This window comes from Uliginosibacterium sp. 31-16 (genome assembly GCF_030730865.1).
Classification (GTDB): Bacteria; Pseudomonadota; Gammaproteobacteria; order Burkholderiales; family Rhodocyclaceae; genus Uliginosibacterium.
Map to the genome: position 1 here is coordinate 414,589 of NZ_JAVALZ010000001.1, position 19,206 is coordinate 433,794.

14 protein-coding genes and 4 tRNA genes are annotated in these 19,206 nt (G+C 58.2%); 4 read left to right on the forward strand and 14 right to left on the reverse strand.

Going from position 1 to position 19,206, the window contains the following annotated elements:
* Positions 1-92: 92 nt before the first annotated feature.
* The 13 genes from rpoC to Q9Q94_RS02045 all read right to left on the reverse strand — a co-directional run bounded on the left by rpoC (position 93) and on the right by Q9Q94_RS02045 (position 13,741).
* Entirely contained in the window at positions 93-4,307 is a 4,215-nt protein-coding gene (gene rpoC / locus Q9Q94_RS01985) for a DNA-directed RNA polymerase subunit beta' (protein WP_305978343.1), read from the reverse strand.
* Between the two features lie 27 nt (positions 4,308-4,334).
* Complete coding sequence (gene rpoB / locus Q9Q94_RS01990; protein WP_305978344.1) at positions 4,335-8,468, reverse strand: DNA-directed RNA polymerase subunit beta; 4,134 nt, start codon at positions 8,466-8,468, stop codon at positions 4,335-4,337.
* A gap of 186 nt (positions 8,469-8,654) precedes the next feature.
* Entirely contained in the window at positions 8,655-9,029 is a 375-nt protein-coding gene (rplL, locus tag Q9Q94_RS01995) for a 50S ribosomal protein L7/L12 (RefSeq protein WP_305978345.1), read from the reverse strand.
* A gap of 46 nt (positions 9,030-9,075) precedes the next feature.
* Positions 9,076-9,576, reverse strand: a complete 501-nt coding sequence (gene rplJ / locus Q9Q94_RS02000) for a 50S ribosomal protein L10 (protein ID WP_305978346.1) — start codon at positions 9,574-9,576, stop codon at positions 9,076-9,078.
* 280 nt (positions 9,577-9,856) lie between these two features.
* Positions 9,857-10,555 (reverse strand): 50S ribosomal protein L1, encoded by a 699-nt coding sequence (gene rplA, locus Q9Q94_RS02005; RefSeq protein ID WP_305978347.1) that lies wholly within the window; start codon positions 10,553-10,555, stop codon positions 9,857-9,859.
* A 1-nt stretch (position 10,556) separates the two neighbouring features.
* Positions 10,557-10,988 (reverse strand): 50S ribosomal protein L11, encoded by a 432-nt coding sequence (rplK, locus tag Q9Q94_RS02010; protein WP_305978348.1) that lies wholly within the window; start codon positions 10,986-10,988, stop codon positions 10,557-10,559.
* Between the two features lie 96 nt (positions 10,989-11,084).
* Positions 11,085-11,618: a transcription termination/antitermination protein NusG gene (gene nusG / locus Q9Q94_RS02015; protein WP_305978349.1), complete on the reverse strand. Its 534-nt coding sequence runs from the start codon at positions 11,616-11,618 to the stop codon at positions 11,085-11,087.
* Positions 11,615-11,962, reverse strand: coding sequence for a preprotein translocase subunit SecE (gene secE / locus Q9Q94_RS02020; RefSeq protein ID WP_305978350.1), 348 nt, complete (start codon positions 11,960-11,962; stop codon positions 11,615-11,617). The genes nusG and secE overlap by 4 nt, the downstream gene beginning before the upstream one ends.
* Before the next feature lie 24 nt (positions 11,963-11,986).
* Positions 11,987-12,062 (reverse strand) — tRNA-Trp (locus Q9Q94_RS02025).
* A gap of 87 nt (positions 12,063-12,149) precedes the next feature.
* Entirely contained in the window at positions 12,150-13,340 is a 1,191-nt protein-coding gene (gene tuf, locus Q9Q94_RS02030; RefSeq protein ID WP_305978339.1) for an elongation factor Tu, read from the reverse strand.
* A gap of 51 nt (positions 13,341-13,391) precedes the next feature.
* Positions 13,392-13,466, reverse strand: a tRNA-Thr gene (locus Q9Q94_RS02035).
* Positions 13,467-13,477: 11 nt separating this feature from the next.
* A tRNA-Gly gene (locus tag Q9Q94_RS02040) sits at positions 13,478-13,551 on the reverse strand.
* Between the two features lie 107 nt (positions 13,552-13,658).
* Positions 13,659-13,741 (reverse strand) — tRNA-Tyr (locus Q9Q94_RS02045).
* 159 nt (positions 13,742-13,900) lie between these two features.
* Between Q9Q94_RS02045 and Q9Q94_RS02050 the strand changes: the two genes are divergently transcribed.
* On the forward strand, positions 13,901-14,659 hold the full coding sequence (locus tag Q9Q94_RS02050) for a trans-aconitate 2-methyltransferase (RefSeq protein WP_305978351.1): 759 nt from the start codon (positions 13,901-13,903) through the stop codon (positions 14,657-14,659).
* Positions 14,660-14,775: 116 nt separating this feature from the next.
* Positions 14,776-15,495, forward strand: coding sequence for a ParA family protein (locus Q9Q94_RS02055; protein WP_305978352.1), 720 nt, complete (start codon positions 14,776-14,778; stop codon positions 15,493-15,495).
* On the opposite strand, the gene Q9Q94_RS02060 is transcribed toward Q9Q94_RS02055, so the two are convergent.
* Entirely contained in the window at positions 15,477-16,130 is a 654-nt protein-coding gene (locus Q9Q94_RS02060; protein ID WP_305978353.1) for a response regulator transcription factor, read from the reverse strand. The genes Q9Q94_RS02055 and Q9Q94_RS02060 overlap by 19 nt on opposite strands.
* A 290-nt stretch (positions 16,131-16,420) precedes the next feature.
* Here Q9Q94_RS02060 and Q9Q94_RS02065 point away from each other — a divergent pair, with 290 nt between their 5' ends.
* Together Q9Q94_RS02065 and Q9Q94_RS02070 are read left to right on the forward strand one after the other, a co-directional pair.
* Positions 16,421-17,269, forward strand: a complete 849-nt coding sequence (locus Q9Q94_RS02065; protein WP_305978354.1) for an ABC transporter substrate-binding protein — start codon at positions 16,421-16,423, stop codon at positions 17,267-17,269.
* The gene (locus Q9Q94_RS02070) at positions 17,266-19,185 is read left to right on the forward strand and encodes an ATP-binding protein (RefSeq protein WP_305978355.1); all 1,920 of its coding nucleotides are present in this window, start codon (positions 17,266-17,268) and stop codon (positions 19,183-19,185) included. The genes Q9Q94_RS02065 and Q9Q94_RS02070 overlap by 4 nt, the downstream gene beginning before the upstream one ends.
* Positions 19,186-19,206: the final 21 nt, after the last annotated feature.

Sequence of the window (19,206 nt, forward strand, 5' to 3'; positions counted from 1 at the left end):
CTCCTGGCACGGGCCGCGATCAAACAGTTCGGGCCAGCAACAAGCCGGCCCTCCTAAAGACGCGGGAGTATATGCGACTCCCGCAATCCACGTCAAGCAGCCTCGGGCGAATCGCCTTCCACTGCCGTCACAACTTCTTCCGTACCGCCCAGGATCGGCCCACCGAAATCAAGGCCGGCAGATTGAGCACGACGAGTCCGGTGATAAGCCAAACCGGTACCCGCCGGGATCAAACGTCCAACAATGACGTTTTCTTTCAAGCCACGCAACTCATCCTTTTTGCCCATGATCGCAGCTTCGGTCAGAACACGCGTAGTTTCCTGGAAGGAGGCCGCTGAAATGAACGAATCGGTAGACAGAGATGCCTTGGTAATGCCCAGCAGCATGTACTCGAACGTAGCGGGCAACTTGCCCTCTGCGTTGATCTTGTCATTTTCATCCAGGAATTCCGAACGTTCGACCTGCTCTTCGCGGATGAACTTGCTATTGCCGGGATCATTGATAACCACTCGACGCAACATCTGCCGAACAATCACTTCAATATGCTTGTCATTGATTTTCACGCCCTGCAAACGGTACACGTCTTGGACTTCGTCAATGATATAACGGGCCAGCGCCTCAACCCCTTGCAGCCGCAGGATGTCATGCGGATCAGCCGGACCATCGACGATCAGTTCGCCACGTTGCACAACCTGACCATCATGCACCAGCACATGCTTGTCCTTCGGAATCAGGAACTCGTGCACTTGACCGTCCGGTTCGGTAATAACCAGTCGCTGCTTGCCTTTCGTATCCTTACCGAATGACAAGGTCCCGGTGACCTCCGCCAGCATGCCCGCGTCTTTCGGAGCGCGAGCTTCAAACAGCTCGGCAACGCGCGGCAGACCCCCGGTAATATCACGGGTTTTGGCTGACTCTTGCGGAATCTTGGCCAGCACATCCCCCACCGACACCTCCTGCCCATCCTTCACTGTAATCAGCGAACCGACCTGGAAAGTAATGGTCACAGCATGGTCTGTACCGGCAATCTTGACCTCTTCACCGACGGCATTCAGCAGCTTGACCTGAGGGCGAACACCCTTCGTATTACTGGAACTGCGGCGCTTGGCGTCGATAACCACCAAGGTCGACAAGCCGGTAACTTCGTCAATCTGTTTGGCAACCGTCGCGCCTTCTTCGACGTTTTCGAATTTGATGGTGCCGGAATATTCGGTGATGATCGGACGAGTATGCGGGTCCCACACAGCCAGCTGCGTACCAGCCTTGACAGACTTGCCATCGTCGACCAACAGCGTACCACCGTAGGTCAGTTTGTGACGCTCGCGCTCACGACCGGCATCATCTGCCACAACAACTTCAGCCGAACGTGAGATCACAATCTTCTCACCCTTGGCATTCGTCACGTAGCGCATGTTGCCGGCAAAACGCACGGTACCTGCCGATTTGGCCTCTACGGAACTGGCTACCGCGGAACGGGATGCTGCGCCGCCAACGTGGAAGGTCCGCATGGTCAACTGGGTGCCAGGCTCGCCAATTGATTGAGCAGCGATCACGCCCACTGCTTCGCCAACATTGACCAAGTTGCCACGCCCCAAGTCACGGCCATAGCATTTTGCGCACAAGCCGTAGCGCGTGTCACACGTAAGCGGCGTACGCACTCGGACCTCGTCGATGCCCAACGAGTCAATCAGATCACAAGCGTCTTCATCCAACAGGCTGCCTGCGTAAATGACCGTTTCCTGACTTTCCGGATTGACTACGTCATCGGCGGCGACACGCCCAAGAATGCGCTCGCGCAGCGGTTCGACCACTTCACCGCCTTCGATCATGGCCTTCATCACAAAGCCGCTGGTCGTTCCGCAATCATCTTCAATCACGACCAGATCCTGGGTCACGTCAACCAGACGACGTGTCAGGTAACCGGAGTTCGCAGTCTTCAATGCCGTATCCGCCAGACCCTTACGAGCGCCGTGAGTGGAGATGAAGTACTGGAGAACGTTCAGGCCTTCGCGGAAGTTGGTGGTAATCGGGGTCTCGATAATCGAGCCGTCCGGCTTGGCCATCAGGCCGCGCATGCCGGCCAGCTGACGAATCTGCGCAGCGGAACCCCGTGCGCCCGAGTCGGCCATCATGTAGATCGAGTTGAAAGACTCCTGCTTGGTGTCCTTGCCTTCGCGATCAACCACCGGCTCCTGACCCAACTGCTCCATCATGGCCTTGGCCACCTGGTCACCAGTACGGCCCCAGATATCCACCACCTTGTTGTAGCGCTCGCCATCGGTCACCAGACCCGAAGCGTATTGCTGGGCAATTTCCTTAACCTCGTGCTCAGATGCGGCAATGATGGACTCCTTGGTGCTCGGCACCAGCATGTCCTTCACTGCAATCGAGATACCGGCACGCGTGGCCAAGCGGAAACCGAACTGCATCAGGCGGTCGGCAAAGATCACCGTTTCGCGCAGACCACAGCGACGGAACGAGGTGTTGATCAGACGCGAGATTTCCTTCTTCTTGAGCGCCTTGTCGATCACCGAAAACGGCAAACCAGCCGGCAATATCTCTGACAGCAATGCACGGCCAGCAGTCGTGTGATAGCGCGTAATCTTTTCGGTCTTGTTACCATCGGCATCAACTTCGACTTCACGGATGCGCACGGTCACCTTGGCGTGCAGCGAAATCTGACCAGACTCGTAGGCGCGCTTGACTTCCGAGATATCGGTAAACAGCATGCCTTCGCCCTTGCTGTTCACGCCAGCACGGGTTGCGTAGTACAGACCCAGCACCACGTCTTGCGACGGGACGATGATCGGCTCGCCATTCGCGGGCGACAGCACGTTGTTGGAGGCCAGCATCAGGGTGCGGGCTTCCATCTGTGCTTCCAGCGACAGCGGCACGTGGACGGCCATCTGGTCACCGTCGAAGTCGGCGTTAAACGCCGCACACACCAGCGGGTGCAGCTGAATGGCTTTACCTTCGATCAGGGTCGGCTCGAAAGCCTGGATACCCAGACGGTGCAGCGTCGGTGCGCGGTTGAGCATCACAGGGTGTTCACGAATGACTTCTTCGAGAATATCCCACACCACCGGCTCTTGCGATTCAACGAGCTTCTTGGCTTGCTTGATGGTCGTGGCCAGCCCCATCAGTTCCAGCTTGTTGAAAATGAAGGGCTTGAACAGTTCCAGCGCCATCAGCTTGGGCAGACCGCACTGGTGCAGCTTGAGCTGCGGACCCACGGTAATCACGGAACGACCGGAGTAGTCCACGCGCTTACCCAGCAGGTTTTGACGGAAGCGACCGCCCTTACCCTTGATCATGTCAGCCAAGGACTTCAGCGGACGCTTGTTGGCGCCAGTCATGGCCTTGCCGCGACGGCCGTTGTCGAGCAGCGAGTCAACAGCTTCCTGCAGCATGCGCTTTTCGTTGCGCACGATAATTTCAGGAGCCTTAAGCTCAAGCAGACGCTTCAGTCGGTTGTTACGGTTGATGACGCGACGATACAGATCGTTCAGATCGGAAGTGGCGAAACGACCACCATCCAGCGGCACCAGCGGACGCAGGTCCGGCGGCAACACAGGCAGCACCTCCATGATCATCCAGTCGGGCTTGATGCCTGACTGGGTGAAGGCCTCCAGCACCTTGAGGCGCTTGACGATCTTCTTGATCTTGGCTTCCGAGCCAGTGGTCTCGAGCTCCGAGCGCAGGCGATCGATTTCCTTGTAGATATCGATGTTGCGCAGCAGGCCGCGGATACCCTCCGCGCCCATCATGGCCACGAATTCGTCACCATATTCTTCCGTCTTGGCGAGGAAGTCGTCTTCGGTGAGCAGTTGGCCACGGGTCAGCGGAGTCATCCCCGGCTCGACCACCACGAAGGCTTCGAAATACAGCACGCGTTCGATATCGCGCAGGGTCATGTCGAGCACCATGCCGAGACGACTCGGCAGGCTCTTCAGGAACCAGATGTGGGCAACCACCGAGGCCAGCTCGATGTGGCCCATGCGCTCACGACGAACCTTGGAGAGCGTGACTTCAACGCCACACTTCTCGCAGATCACGCCACGATGCTTGAGGCGCTTGTACTTGCCGCACAGACACTCGTAATCCTTCACCGGGCCGAAAATCTTGGCACAGAACAGGCCGTCGCGCTCCGGCTTGAAGGTACGGTAGTTGATGGTCTCAGGCTTCTTGACTTCACCGTAGGACCAAGAACGGATCTTGTCCGGCGAAGCGAGTCCGATGGTAATTGCATCGAACTCTTCTTCGTTGGGCAGGCTTTGCTTGAACAGGTCAGCGAGCAGGCTTTTCATCTATCTTTACTCCATTCCAGTCGCGGTTCAGTAGCGCTCGAGATCGATATCGATCGCCAGCGAACGGATTTCCTTCACCAGCACATTGAAGGATTCCGGCATGCCGGCATCAATCTTGTGCTCGCCCTTGACGATGTTTTCGTACACTTTGGTACGACCGGTCACGTCATCGGACTTCACGGTGAGCATTTCCTGCAGCGTGTAAGCAGCGCCGTAAGCTTCCAGTGCCCACACTTCCATTTCACCGAAACGCTGACCACCGAACTGCGCCTTACCGCCCAACGGCTGCTGAGTCACCAGCGAGTACGGACCGGTCGAACGGGCGTGCATCTTGTCATCGACCAAGTGGTGCAGCTTCAGGACATGCTTGTAGCCTACCGTCACTTTGCGTTCGAAAGCTTCGCCGTTGCGGCCATCGAACAGGGTCACTTGACCACCAACATCCATGCCAGCCAGCTTGAGCATGCCAACGATGTCCTCTTCTGCAGCACCGTCGAAAACGGGGGTTGCGAAAGGCACGCCCTTGCGCAGGTTGCTCGCAAGATCAAAGACCTCGGCGTCATTCAGCTCACCCAGGCTCTCGGGCTTGCCGCTACCGTTGTAGATCTCATCCAGCAGCCCACGTACTTCCTTGGCAGTAGCCTGAGCACGCAGCATCGCGTCGATCTTGTTGCCCAAGCCCTTGGCGGCCCAGCCCAAGTGGGTTTCGAGAATCTGTCCGATGTTCATCCGTGAAGGTACGCCCAGCGGGTTCAGCACGATATCAACGGAGGTGCCATCTTCCATGTACGGCATGTCTTCGACGGGCAGAATCTTGGAGACCACACCCTTGTTACCGTGACGACCAGCCATCTTGTCACCCGGCTGCAAGCGACGCTTCACCGCCAGATAGACCTTGACCATCTTCTGCACACCCGGGGGCAACTCGTCGCCTTGGGTCAGCTTCTTGCGCTTGGCTTCGAATGCGAGATCGAAGTCCTTGCGGGTCTTTTCCAGACCTTCACGCAGCTGTTCCAGCTGAACAGCCACGGCGTCGTCGGCCATGCGAATGTCAAAGCGGTTGTAAGGCTCGATCTCGGCAAGGTATTCCTTGGTTATCTTGCTGCCCTTGGCCAGCTTCTTCGGACCTCCATTGGCAGTCTGACCCACGATCAGGCGCTCGATACGCTCAAAGGTGTCGCGTTCCACGATACGCATTTGATCAGCCAAGTCGAGACGGAAGCTCTTGAGCATGTCGTCGATAATGGACTGGGCGCGTTTGTCACGCTCAATGCCTTCGCGGGTGAACACCTGCACGTCGATGACCGTACCGTTCATGCCGGACGGCACGCGCAGCGAGGTGTCCTTCACGTCGGAAGCCTTCTCACCGAAGATCGCACGCAGCAGCTTCTCTTCCGGCGTCAGCTGGGTTTCGCCCTTGGGCGTTACCTTGCCGACCAGTACATCACCGGCTTCGACTTCTGCGCCGATGTACACGATACCGGCTTCATCCAGACGCCCCAGTTGGGCTTCGCCCAGCGAAGCGATATCGCGGGTGATGTCCTCTGCCCCCAGCTTGGTATCACGCGCCACCACCGTCAGCTCTTCGATGTGGATCGAAGTGAAGCGGTCGTCGGCCACCACGCGTTCGGAGATCAGAATCGAATCTTCGAAGTTGTAGCCGTTCCAAGTCATGAAGGCGACCAACATGTTCTGGCCCAGAGCGAGTTCGCCCAAGTCAGTCGATGCGCCGTCAGCAATCACGTCACCCTTGGCCAGACGATCACCGATCTTAACGATCGGACGCTGGTTGATGTTGGTGTTCTGATTGGAACGGGTGTACTTGATCAGGTTGTAGATATCGACACCGACTTCGCCCGGCACGGTTTCGTCGTCATTGACGCGAATCACCACGCGGTTGGCGTCGATGTAATCCACCACACCGCCACGCAACGCCTGCACGGTCGTACCCGAGTCAACCGCCACAGTACGCTCGATACCGGTGCCGACCAGCGGCTTTTCCGGACGCAGGCAAGGCACGGCCTGACGTTGCATGTTGGCGCCCATCAATGCGCGGTTTGCATCGTCGTGCTCAAGAAACGGAATCAGCGAAGCAGCGACCGACACAATCTGCGACGGCGACACATCCATGTACTGAACCTGGCCCGGTTCGACCAGCATGGCTTCACCCTTGTAACGAGCGGAAACCAGCTCGCCTTCGAGGCTGCCATCTTCACCCATTTGGGCATTCGCCTGAGCGATGATGTACTGACCTTCTTCGATGGCCGACAGGTAATCGATCTGGTCGGTCACCTTGTTGTCGATCACGCGGCGATACGGCGTCTCGAGGAAGCCGTGGCGGTTGGTCGTGCCATACACTGCCAGCGAGTTGATCAGGCCGATGTTCGGGCCTTCCGGCGTTTCGATCGGGCACACACGGCCATAGTGAGTCGGGTGCACATCGCGCACTTCAAAGCCGGCACGCTCACGCGTCAAACCGCCCGGTCCAAGAGCCGACACGCGGCGCTTGTGGGTGATTTCGGACAACGGATTGGTCTGGTCCATGAACTGCGACAGTTGCGAGGAGCCGAAGAACTCCTTGATCGCTGCCGAAATTGGCTTGGCATTGATCAGGTCGTGCGGCATCAAGTTGTCGCTTTCGGCTTGGCCCAAGCGTTCCTTGACAGCGCGCTCAACACGCACCAGACCAGCACGGAACTGGTTCTCAGCCAACTCGCCAACGCAACGCACACGACGATTACCCAAATGATCGATATCGTCGATTTCGCCACGGCCATTGCGCAGTTCAAGCAGAACCCCGATCACAGCCAGAATATCGTCGTTGGCCAATACGCCAGAGCCCTCTTCGCCCTGCGGGCCGACCTTGGCGTAGAAGCGTTTGATCCACTCCGGAGACTTATCGTCGATTTTTTCCGGGTAGGCGCGACGGTTGAACTTCATGCGGCCGACAGCCGAGAGATCGTAACGATCTTCAGAATAGAACAGGCTATTGAACAGCGACTCAACCGCGTCTTCGGTGGGCGGCTCGCCCGGGCGCATCATGCGATAAATCGCCACGCGTGCCTGCCACTGATCCAGCGTCTCGTCCGCGCGCAACGTCTGTGAAATATAACCACCGCGATCCAGATCGTTGATGTAAAGGGTCTTGAAACTCTTGACTCCAGCTGTCGACAACTTGGCAATCAGGTCTTCGGTCAACTCGTCATTTGCCCGAGACAGAACCTCCCCTGTTTCGGGATCAACAACGTCATGAGCCAATGCACGGCCCAACACAAAGTCTTCGGGCACAACCACAGAGGTGATACCGGCCGCAGCTATGTCACGAGCGTGCTTGGCGTTGATGCGCTTGTCTTTTCCGACAATCAAGTTGCCCTTTGCATCCGCGATATCAAAGCGTGCAACCTCTCCACGCAGGCGATCGGGCACCACTTCAAACCGGATATCGTTACCGGAAAATTCAAAGGTCTCGAAATCATGGAAAGTCGCCAGGATTTCTTCATTGCTCATGCCGATGGCTTTGAGCAAAATGGTCACCGGCATCTTGCGACGACGGTCGACGCGGAAGAACAGGAGATCCTTGGGGTCAAATTCCAAGTCCAACCATGAGCCACGGTAAGGAATGATACGAGCAGAAAATAGCAGCTTGCCAGAGCTATGAGTTTTGCCACGATCGTGCTCGAAGAACACGCCGGGGGAGCGATGCAACTGCGACACGATAACGCGCTCAGTGCCATTGATGACGAAGGAACCGGTAGTGGTCATGAGCGGAATTTCGCCCATATACACTTCCTGTTCCTTCACTTCCTTGATGGTCTCCTTCGGCGCTTCACGGTCCATGATGACCAAACGCACGCGGGCACGCAGGGGCGAAGCAAACGTCAAGCCACGCTGCTGACATTCTTTCACGTCAAATGCCGGCTCGCCGAGAATGAAATGGACGAACTCCAGCCTGGCGTTGCCAGAGTGTGAGCTGATCGGGAATATTGAGGTAAAAGCTGCTTGCAAGCCATCATTGCGCCGCGACTGGGGCGGCACGTCCGCTTGCAAAAACGAGGTGTAAGACTCCAGTTGGGTTGCCAACAGGAAGGGAACATCCAGAACAGCTGCGCGCTTGGCAAAGCTTTTACGGATGCGTTTTTTCTCGGTGTAGGAGTACGCCATGGAAGCTCCGGGTCAAGAGTCCAGAAACAGAGGACACAAGACAGCGTTGAGGGCGGGGGATTCCGCTAGGTCAGTGCTGTATTCTGGCCACTGAAAATCTTGCATCTTCGCGCTTTCACGGAGATGCCACAAAACGACAAAAGGGCTGGCGGCCGTAGCCACCAACCCTGCGTGCGAAAAGCGAGATTACTTGATCTCGACCTTTGCGCCAGCCTCTTCCAGTTGCTTCTTCAGTGCTTCGGCATCAGCCTTGGCAATACCTTCCTTGACAGCCTTCGGAGCGCCATCGACGACGTCCTTGGCTTCCTTCAGGCCCAAGCCGGTCGCAGCGCGAACAACCTTGATGACTTCAACCTTCTTGTCGCCAGCTGCAACCAGCATGACGGTGAATTCGGTTTGCTCTTCAGCTGCTGCAGCGGCAACACCGCCACCAGCGGCCGGAGCAGCCATCGCTGCGGCGGACACGCCGAATTTTTCTTCAACAGCCTTGACCAGTTCGTTCAGTTCCAGCACGGACATGGTGTCGAGGGCCGCCAGGAATGCGTCTTTATCGAATGCCATTTTGATTTCCTAAATTTGAATGTTTTAACGTCGATTCGGCGTGTAATCAGGCAGCAGCAACTTCGCCCTTTTTCTCGGCAACTGCGGCAATGACGCGCGCGAAGCCGGAAATCGGGGCTTGCATGACACCCAACAGTTGCGCCAGCAGCACTTCACGGCTCGGAACAGAAGCCAGCGCTTGCACGCCTGCTTTGTCCAGCACCTTGCCACCGTACGAACCTGCACGAAGAACCAGCTTGTCGTTGGTTTTAGCGAAGTCGTTCAGAACCCGCGCCGGGGCAACTGCATCGGCACTGATCGAATAGATCAGCGGGCCAGTCAGTTGGTCGGCGAGGCCGGCGAAAGCAGTGTCAGCCACTGCACGCCGTGCCAGGGTGTTCTTCAGCACACGCAAGTAAACGCCCTGCTCGCGGGCTTTGGCACGCAGCACTGTGAGGTGTCCCACCTCAATGCCACGGTACTCGGCAACCACGATCGTTTGAGCGTTCGCAACCTGTGCAGACACCTCGGCAACTACGGCCTTCTTGTCATCTAGATTGAGACTCAAGGTCAGCTCCTAACTCTAACGAACACCACGGCGAAATGCCTGGCATCCAACAACGGCGACCTCAAATTCAGGGGCTGCTTCAAAAGCTGAAACAGCGAAAATCCTGTTTTCGGGTAACGCCATCTGCGCTGGGCAGCAGGCCAGAAACCTGTCGATTAAGCCAGACCCTGCGATCCAGCCCCAACGGTCTTTGATAACCCTGCCCGATCACATCCAAAAATGCGACAAGACAGGCCCAAAGTTCAAAAGGGACGAAGCCAAAGCTCCGTCCCTGCAATACTTACTGTGCGCTAACCGAAGAAGGCTCGACGCGAACACCTGCACCCATCGTGGATGACAATGCGATCTTGCGCAGATACACACCCTTAGACGCAGCAGGCTTGGCCTTGACCAATGCGCCGATCAGCGCGCCAAGGTTTTGCTGCAGGGCCTCCACGGAGAACGACGCACGGCCGATCGTAGCGTGAATGATGCCGGCCTTATCGGTACGGTATTGAACCTGACCGGCCTTGGCGTTCTTCACCGCGGTCGTCACGTCCATAGTGACCGTTCCAACCTTCGGGTTCGGCATCAGACCACGCGGGCCAAGGATCTGACCCAGCGCGCCGACAACGCGCATTGCATCGGGTGTTGCGATGCACAGATCGAAATCGATGCTGCCAGACTTGACTTGCTCAGCCAGATCATCAAAACCAACCACATCTGCACCTGCAGCCTTGGCTTCTTCAGCCTTCGGGCCTTGAGCAAACACGGCAACACGAACCGACTTACCCGTACCGGCAGGCAGCACAACAGAGCCGCGCACAACCTGATCCGACTTCTTCGCATCCACACCCAGATTCACCGAGACATCAACCGACTCGTCGAACTTGGCGTTGGCGTTTTGCTTGACCAGATTCAGGGCTTCTTCGGTCACGTAGAGCTTGTTGCGATCAACCGAGGCGCGCAGCGCCTTCACTCGCTTGGACTGGTTTGCCATGTCACACCCCCTCCGTGGTAATGCCCATGCTGCGGGCAGAGCCAGCGATGGTGCGAACAGCCGCATCCAGATCGGCTGCAGTCAGATCTTTCATCTTGGCCTTGGCAATTTCTTCAAGCTGGGCGCGCGTCACCTTACCGACCTTGTCGGTATGGGGCTTGGCAGAACCCTTTTGCACACCAGCAGCCTTCTTGATCAGAACGGTTGCGGGCGGGGTCTTGATGATGAACGTGAAGCTCTTGTCCGCGAACGCGGTAATCACCACCGGCAGGGGCAGGCCCGGCTCGTAAGACTGAGTCTGCGCGTTGAAAGCCTTGCAGAACTCCATGATATTCAGGCCGCGCTGACCAAGAGCGGGGCCAATTGGGGGCGAAGGGTTTGCCTTGCCCGCCGGCACTTGCAGCTTTACGTAGCCAACGATCTTCTTTGCCATGACGGCTCCTTGAAGTGAGTAATAGCGCAACCGGAAACCGGATTGCTCCTCGCGCCGGAGATTGAAACGGGAGGCTCCGACCCCCTCCCTGAGCTATCAGGTCTTTTCAACCTGGCTGAACTCCAGTTCAACCGGCGTCGAACGACCGAAAATTGTTACCGAAACGTGCAAGCGGCTCTTTTCATAATTCACGCTCTCCACGGAACCATTGAAATCCGTGAACGGGCCATCCTTGACTCGAACGTACTCACCAACCTCAAACAACACCTTCGGCTTCGGCTTCTCGACACCCTCTTGCATTTGATGCAAGATTTTTTCAACTTCCTTTTCAGAAATGGGTGTCGGTTTGTTGGCTGTCCCGCCGACAAACCCAGTCACCTTGGAGGTGCTCTTCACCAAGTGCCATGTGTCGTCATCCATCTCCATCTCGACAAGCACATAACCCGGGAAAAACTTGCGCTCCGTCACGCTCTTCTGGCCGCCCTTCATTTCCACAACTTCTTCAACGGGAACAAGGATCTGACCAAACTTATCCTGCATACCGGAACGGGCTACGCGCTCCACAAGAGCGCGCTGAACCGACTTCTCAAATCCGGAATAGGCATGCACCACGAACCAGCGCTTGCTCATTGCTGCCACCCCAGAATCACTGCGATCAACTTGCCTACAGCCAAATCAACCACCCACAGAACAAGTGCCATAACCACCACAAAAGCGAATACGGCCAGAGTGGTCTGCGTAGTTTCCTTGCGGGTCGGCCAAACCACTTTTTTGGCTTCGACAACAGCTTCGCTACCAAACGCAGCAAGGCGACGCCCCGGCTCGGTAAACCAGCCAACCGCAACACAGGCAGCAACCCCTGCGAGGACACACAGGACGCGGAAGATCATCGCCTGCCCGGAGAGCAGGTAATAACCCGCCAGACCAGCGGCGAGCAATAGCACCGCGAGCGCGAACTTCAGTTTATCCGCCATGGAAGACTTGCCTTTGTATTTTATTGGCAGGGGCAGAGGGTCTCGAACCCCCAACCTTCGGTTTTGGAGACCGACGCTCTGCCAATTGAGCTATGCCCCTGCAGCAGAGACCACAAAGCGCCCTGAAGAACCCTTCAGAGCGCCCATCAAAATCCGGCAAAAACCCGCCGGATTTTCTAGTCAGCAATTACTCGATGATTTTAGCCACCACGCCGGCGCCAACGGTACGGCCACCTTCGCGAATTGCGAAGCGCAGACCTTCTTCCATGGCGATCGGAGCGATCAGCTTGACGGTCATCTGGATGTTGTCACCCGGCATGACCATTTCGGTGCCTTCCGGCAGGGAGATGGCGCCCGTCACGTCCGTGGTACGGAAGTAGAACTGGGGACGGTAGTTGTTGAAGAACGGGGTGTGACGACCACCTTCGTCCTTGCTCAGCACATACACTTCACCGGTGAAGTGGGTATGCGGCTTGATGGAGCCCGGCTTGCACAGCACCTGACCGCGCTCAACGTCTTCACGCTTGGTGCCGCGCAGCAGCACGCCGACGTTGTCGCCCGCCTGACCTTGGTCGAGCAGCTTGCGGAACATTTCAACACCGGTACAGATGGTCTTGACCGTATCCTTGATGCCGACGATTTCGATTTCTTCGCCGACCTTGACGATGCCGCGCTCAACGCGACCGGTCACCACCGTGCCACGACCCGAGATCGAGAATACGTCTTCGATCGGCAGCAGGAAGGGCTTGTCGATGGCGCGCTCAGGCGTCGGGATATAGGAGTCCAGTGCCTCAGCCAGGGCCATGATAGCCACTTCGCCCAGCTCGCCCTTGTCGCCTTCCAGCGCCTTCAGTGCGGAACCCTTGACGATTGGCACGTCATCACCCGGGAAGTCGTACTTGGAAAGCAGTTCGCGCACTTCCATTTCGACGAGTTCGAGCAGCTCGGCATCATCCACCATGTCGCATTTGTTCAGGAACACGATGATGTAAGGCACGCCGACCTGACGAGCCAGCAGGATGTGCTCGCGCGTCTGGGGCATGGGGCCGTCAGCAGCCGAACAGACCAGAATGGCGCCGTCCATCTGGGCAGCACCGGTAATCATGTTCTTGACGTAGTCGGCGTGACCCGGGCAATCAACGTGAGCGTAGTGACGATTGGCTGTCTCGTATTCGACGTGTGCTGTATTGATCGTAATACCGCGAGCCTTTTCTTCCGGCGCCGCATCAATCTGGTCATACGCCTTGGCTGCACCGCCAAACTTGGATGCCAGCACCGTGGTGATAGCTGCCGTCAGCGTGGTCTTGCCATGGTCAACGTGACCAATCGTACCCACGTTTACGTGCGGCTTCGTACGTTCAAACTTTTCCTTGGCCATGATTTACCCCAATCAACCCGAGCAAAAACAGTTAAAGAAATAAAAAAAGAATGGTGCCCTTGACGTGGATTGAACACGTGGCCTCTCCCTTACCAAGGGAGTGCTCTACCACTGAGCTACAAGGGCACTGAAAAACATGGAGCGGGTGAAGGGAATCGAACCCTCGTCATAAGCTTGGAAGGCTTCTGCTCTACCATTGAGCTACACCCGCTCAATGACGAACCACCTCACGGCAATCCGCCTCTTCGATCACTCAACCCGCAATACAACCGAACACCAGCACCACACAAACCACTGCAATGCCTTAAAACTGTCTGATGGAGGAGGTTGGATTCGAACCAACGTAGGCGTAAGCCAACAGATTTACAGTCTGCCCCCTTTAGCCACTCGGGCACCCCTCCGTAAGGAACGCAAGACTATAGAGACAGAAAGAACCCAAGTCAAGCACTGTTTCAAATCCATTCGCCAAATACCTTTCACACGGCGACAAGGCCTGTCACTTCTCTTTGCGCAATCCAGTAACATGCCTCTTCATTTTGCCTTGCACCAAGACTATCTCCATGCACCGTCCTCTGACCAAGGCGCTGGCAGCGCAGACGGCCGGCCTCATTCTGGTTTATGCCCTGAGCCGCAACGGCATCCTGCCAAACATGGCCCTTGTATGGCTGGCTTGCCTGCAAGGCGCGCTCGCCGCCATTGTATCAATGCTGTTACTAGCCCCCTGCTGGTGGGGGGCCATTCATCTGGCCTTCATGCCGGCAATCATTCTGGCGAGCCTGCTACAGCAGCCAGTGGCAGTTTATGTCTGCGGTTTTTTTCTACTTCTTCTGACTTACTGGACGAGTTTTCGCACCCAGGTGCCATTATTTCTGTCTAACCACGTCACAGTACATCGCCTGGCGGCCTGGCTGTCGGACAACAAACCGCAGAAGGTTCTAGACGTCGGGAGCGGCACTGGCAGCTTTGCACTTCGACTGGCGAGGCTACGACCCGACTGGTCCGTGACAGGAATTGAATCCGCGCCAGCCCCATATGCCTTGTCCCGCTGGCTTGGACGCCAGACCCCGAATCTTTGTTTGCTGCGTGCAGATTTCTGGGAGCATTCACTATCCGGCTATGACGTTGTTTATGCCTTCCTCTCCCCCGTACCAATGCCTGCGCTCTGGGCCAAGGCTCTTCGCGAAATGCGGCCCGGCAGCCTGTTGATCAGCAACAGCTTCACCATCGAAAACGCAAGGGATGTTGAGATCCTGCGAATTGACGACCGACGCGCCACTCACCTGTTTGTCTATCGGATCCCCGAAATCAAAAGAAAATGAAATAGGCGGCGATAGCAGCACTTCTCCAGCTTTCCTCCGCGCCATGCCTGGCCCATCATGCAATAAACCATCATTCTCCGGGCACGCTTGCTCCGGACCCGGGAGCGCAGGACACCATGGCTGAGATCATTTGCCTGATTGGCACCAAAGGCGGTAGCGGCAAAACAACGCTCTCGCACATGCTGTGCTATGGCCTTGGCTTGCTCGGCCGGAACGCCGCCTGCGTCATGACGGATATCTGCCGCCAGCCGCCCCCCCACGGTGCGCTGCCCTATGTGTTTGCTGACGGGCGTACAGAACAGGCTCGAGCAAAAATCATCTCGGCCTTGCGTGCCCGTAATGACTGGATAGGCGTCATTGACGGCGGAGCCAACCGCATGGAGACGGACTCGGCCCTGTACGCCGAGTCTGATCTGGTGCTACTTCCCTTTCGCGATTCACAAGAAGACCTGCGCGTCGTCTGCAGCGATCTCGCCCGCCTCCCGCGCGCCTACGCCCTGCCATCACAATGGCCAACCAATCCATGGCAATACAAGGCATCGCTGCGTTTGCTCGAATCGATTCCGGAAGAGTTTCGCGGGCGCATACTGGCCCCCGTATTCTCGATCTCGTCATCCAAGCTCCTGTTGCAAACGCAGCCTGCAGGCGAATTCCCTACGCCACTGAACAACACATGCAGAGCGGTTGCACGCTACCTGCTTGGCGTCCTGGAAAACGGAGCATCTGCACTCCCGGCAGCACAAACGGCCATCGGAGCCTCAGTGCGCATTCAGCGCGTACTGGCCACGCGCGAAGCGGAAACCTACAAACAGATGGATCAGGCGCGCAGACCTTGACGCGCAAGCACGACCAGCGCCTGAGCACGATTCGGCACCCCCAGAGCACGCAGGATCGCTGAGCAATGGACTTTGATCGTCCCTTCCGCCAAGCCCAGCAGATCAGCGATTTCACGATTGGTGCGCCCTTCGACCATCAGCTCCATCACCCGGGTCTGGGCTGCCGTCAGTCCGTACTGCTCGGCCAGTGAGTCAATCCCCCGCCGCCGCCCGGTTCGCGGCTGAGCAGGCGCCGCGCTGAGATTGTCAGGCATGACCACGCCGCCCTCCAGCACTGCGCGGATTGCCCCCACAAGCTGCCCGGATGACATCGTCTTTGAAATAAAACCTGCCGCTCCGGCCTTCAGGGCTCGTTTGACGGAGGCTTCGTCTGCCAGCGCGGAGACCACAACGACCGGGATGGTCGGAAAACGGTGTGCCAGTACCGAGACCAGTGAAAACCCGCTCATGTCGGGCAGCATCAGGTCGGTCAGAATCAGGTCGTACTCGTTACCCGCCTCCACCAATGCCATGGCTTCCCCCGCACAGGCGGCCTGAGCGTGATGACAGGGAACATCCAGCTGGTCGAGTGCGCGCACCAGCGCTTCACGCACAAGAGCGTGATCTTCAATGACCAGTACGCGGCAGGATTCCATAAATAGTCTTGTTGCCCAACAAAATCGAAACGAGACCGCATCTTACGCTGCCACGGCCCCGACCGGCAGGACCGCGCCAGACGGACTACCCGAGTGGGCAGGATTTTGAGGGTGGATTTCCGATGCAGCACGCCCCGGATTCAAGCCCCCTCTTGTATGCTCTCATCCTTGCAACATACATCTTCCAACCCCCGCCACGGCTCCTGATGTCCCGCAAGGCGATTGCCTCCTTCCTGTCGTTCACCAGATTGCTTCGGCCGGTGCTTTTGTGCCTGCTGGCAACACCCGCAATGGCGGCGAACATCCTGGTGGTCCTCAGTGACTCAGGTACGGCATATCAGTCCTACGCCCAGGGACTCCGGACGCATATCGAGAAACGAAGCAATTCCACCGAAATCATCGTGCTGGAGAGCAGCAAGCTCAACGGACACCCCCTGCCTGAGGCAAGCCTGATCGTCGCCGTAGGCAGCCATGCGGCCGAAGCACTCACGGCCCGGGAACTCCGCCAGCCACTGCTGCTGACCATGCTGCCTCGAAGCAATCTTGAGCGCCTGCTGGTTCAGCACCCCAAAGCCGGGGGGATTTACATCGACCAACCTCCCTCCCGCTACATCGCGCTTGCCCGCGCTGCGCTGCCAGACGTCGAGCGCGTCGGCTTTCTGGCTGGTCGCGACAGCAAGGATGTGACCAACCGCCTGCTGGTGGCCGCCCGCGATGCGCGCCTGCGCGCGCAGATCGAAACCATCGGCAACGAAGCGGACATCTACCCTGCAATGCAGCGTCTCTTTGCAGAGGGCGGCGCGTTGATCGCCACTCCGGACTCCTCCGTCTTCAATGCCCAGACCATTCCCAGCATCCTGCTCAGCGCCTATCGGCGCAGCGTACCGGTAGTCGGCTTCTCGCCGGCCTATGTCAGTGCAGGTGCTGTCGTCGCGCTTTACTCCACCCCGGAGCAACTGGCTGTGCAATCCGCAGACATCTGCCTGCAGGTACTGGCGGGGGGCGTCATGCCCGGCCCGCAGGCCCCGCGTCATTACACGATCGGCGTCAATGAGCGGGTAGCCCGCTCGCTGGGGCTGACGATGGAGGGAGAGGCCTTGATCAGGGAACGCCTGGAACGTCTGGAGCGCCAACCATGAAACTGAACTGGGACATCCGCACCCGTGTACTGATCGTGGCACTGGTCCCCACCATTGTGCTTGGTCTGCTGCTGACCACCTTGCTGACCTTTTCGCGCCTCAATGATCTGGAGGAAGCCCTGAGCCAGCGTGGCCAGGCCACGGCACGCCAGCTTGCCTCGGCAGCCGAGTACGGGCTTTTTTCGGGAAATCGGGATGTCCTGCAACGCCTCGCTGCGTCAGCGCTGGAGTCGGCGGACATATACGGCGTCGCCATCTATGACCGCGACAGCAACCTGATGGCCGTTGCCGGGCTGCAGGTTCACTCCACCGCCACCGCCGGTCTGCCAAGCAAGGCCGATGTCATGGCGATCAGCAGCCAGATGCTGCGGATTGTCGAGCCGGTACGTCACGCCCCCTCGCTGGACGAGGACCCCTATACCCTGACCGGCGAAACACTCAACCAGTATCAGCCACTGGGGGAAGTGGTTGTCTTGATCTCGCGCGAGACCCTTGATACCCGCAAGCGCAACCAGATCGTCACGGCAATGCTCATGCTGGTTCTGGTGCTCGCCGGCAGTATCGGTCTGGCCGTGCTGATGAGCCGCTCGGTCAGCACGCCGATCCAGCGCATTGCCGCAGCAATGTCAGATATCGGCAGTGGCGATCTGGCCACCCGGGTGCCGATCGAAGGGCGTGGTTCACTGCGCCAGCTGGCCGAGGGCGTCAATGAAATGGCCGCCCACCTGTCGGTCGCCCGCGGCAACATGGAGCAGCGCATCGCCGCAGCCACCCTGCAATTGCGCGAGCGCACCGAGGAGGCCGAACGCGCCAACCTGGCCAAGTCGCGCTTCCTGGCTGCGGCCAGCCACGATTTGCGCCAACCCATGCATGCGCTGGGTCTGTTCATTGCCGATCTGTCCCGCAAGGAGCACACCGAAGATACGCGCATGCTCATCGAGCGTATCGCCGCCTCGGCCGAGGCCATGGAAAACCTGCTCGACAGCCTGCTCGACATCTCCAAGCTCGATGCCGGCGTGGTCAATTCCAATCCGCGCTCCTTTGCCCTCGGCCCGCTGTTTGAACGCATCGGCGCCGACTACGGTCACGCCGCCAAGGAACGCGGTCTGCGCCTGCGCGTGCGTCCGACCAAGCTGTGGATCCACAGTGACCCGATGCTGTTCGAGCGCATCCTCATCAATCTGGTTGGCAATGCCCTGCGCTACACCCTGCGCGGCGCGATCATGCTCACTGCGCGCCGTCGTGGCGACCACGTACTGGTCGAAGTACGCGACAGCGGCATCGGCATCGCACCGGAAAACCAGGCCAGCATCTTTGTCGAATTCGTCCAGCTCGAAAACCCGGCGCGCGACCGCAGCAAGGGCCTCGGCCTCGGTCTGGCCATCGTGCGCCGCCTCGCCGACCTGCTGTATCACCCGATCACCCTGCGCTCGGAGCCCGGGCGCGGTTCGGTCTTTGGTGTCGTGGCGCCCATCGCGCCTGCCGAAGCTTCGCAGGAACCGGTTCTGCTCCATGAACAGAACTTCATCGGCCGTATCGTGGCAATGGTGGACGACGATGCTCTCGCCCAGGAAAGCCTCGCGGGCCTGCTGCGCGCCTGGGGCTGCTTCGTCGTGGCCAGCGACAGCCTGCCCGATCTGCTCGCCGCACTGGAGGAGCTCGAAGTCGAGCCCGAAATCATGGTCAGCGATTTCCGTCTGCCCGGCGAGCATACCGGTCTGGACATCATTGCCGAGATGCGCAACCGCTTCGGCGCTGACCTGCCGGCCCTGCTTCTGTCTGGCGATACCGGGCCGGACACCCTGCGCCTGGCGACAGCTCAGCGCGTACCTTTGCTGCACAAGCCGGTGCGCCCGGCCAAACTGCGCGCTGCACTGGCGCATTTGCTCCAGCACGCCGCCGAACGCAGCGTATGATTGAAGTGCCCGCTTGAAAAG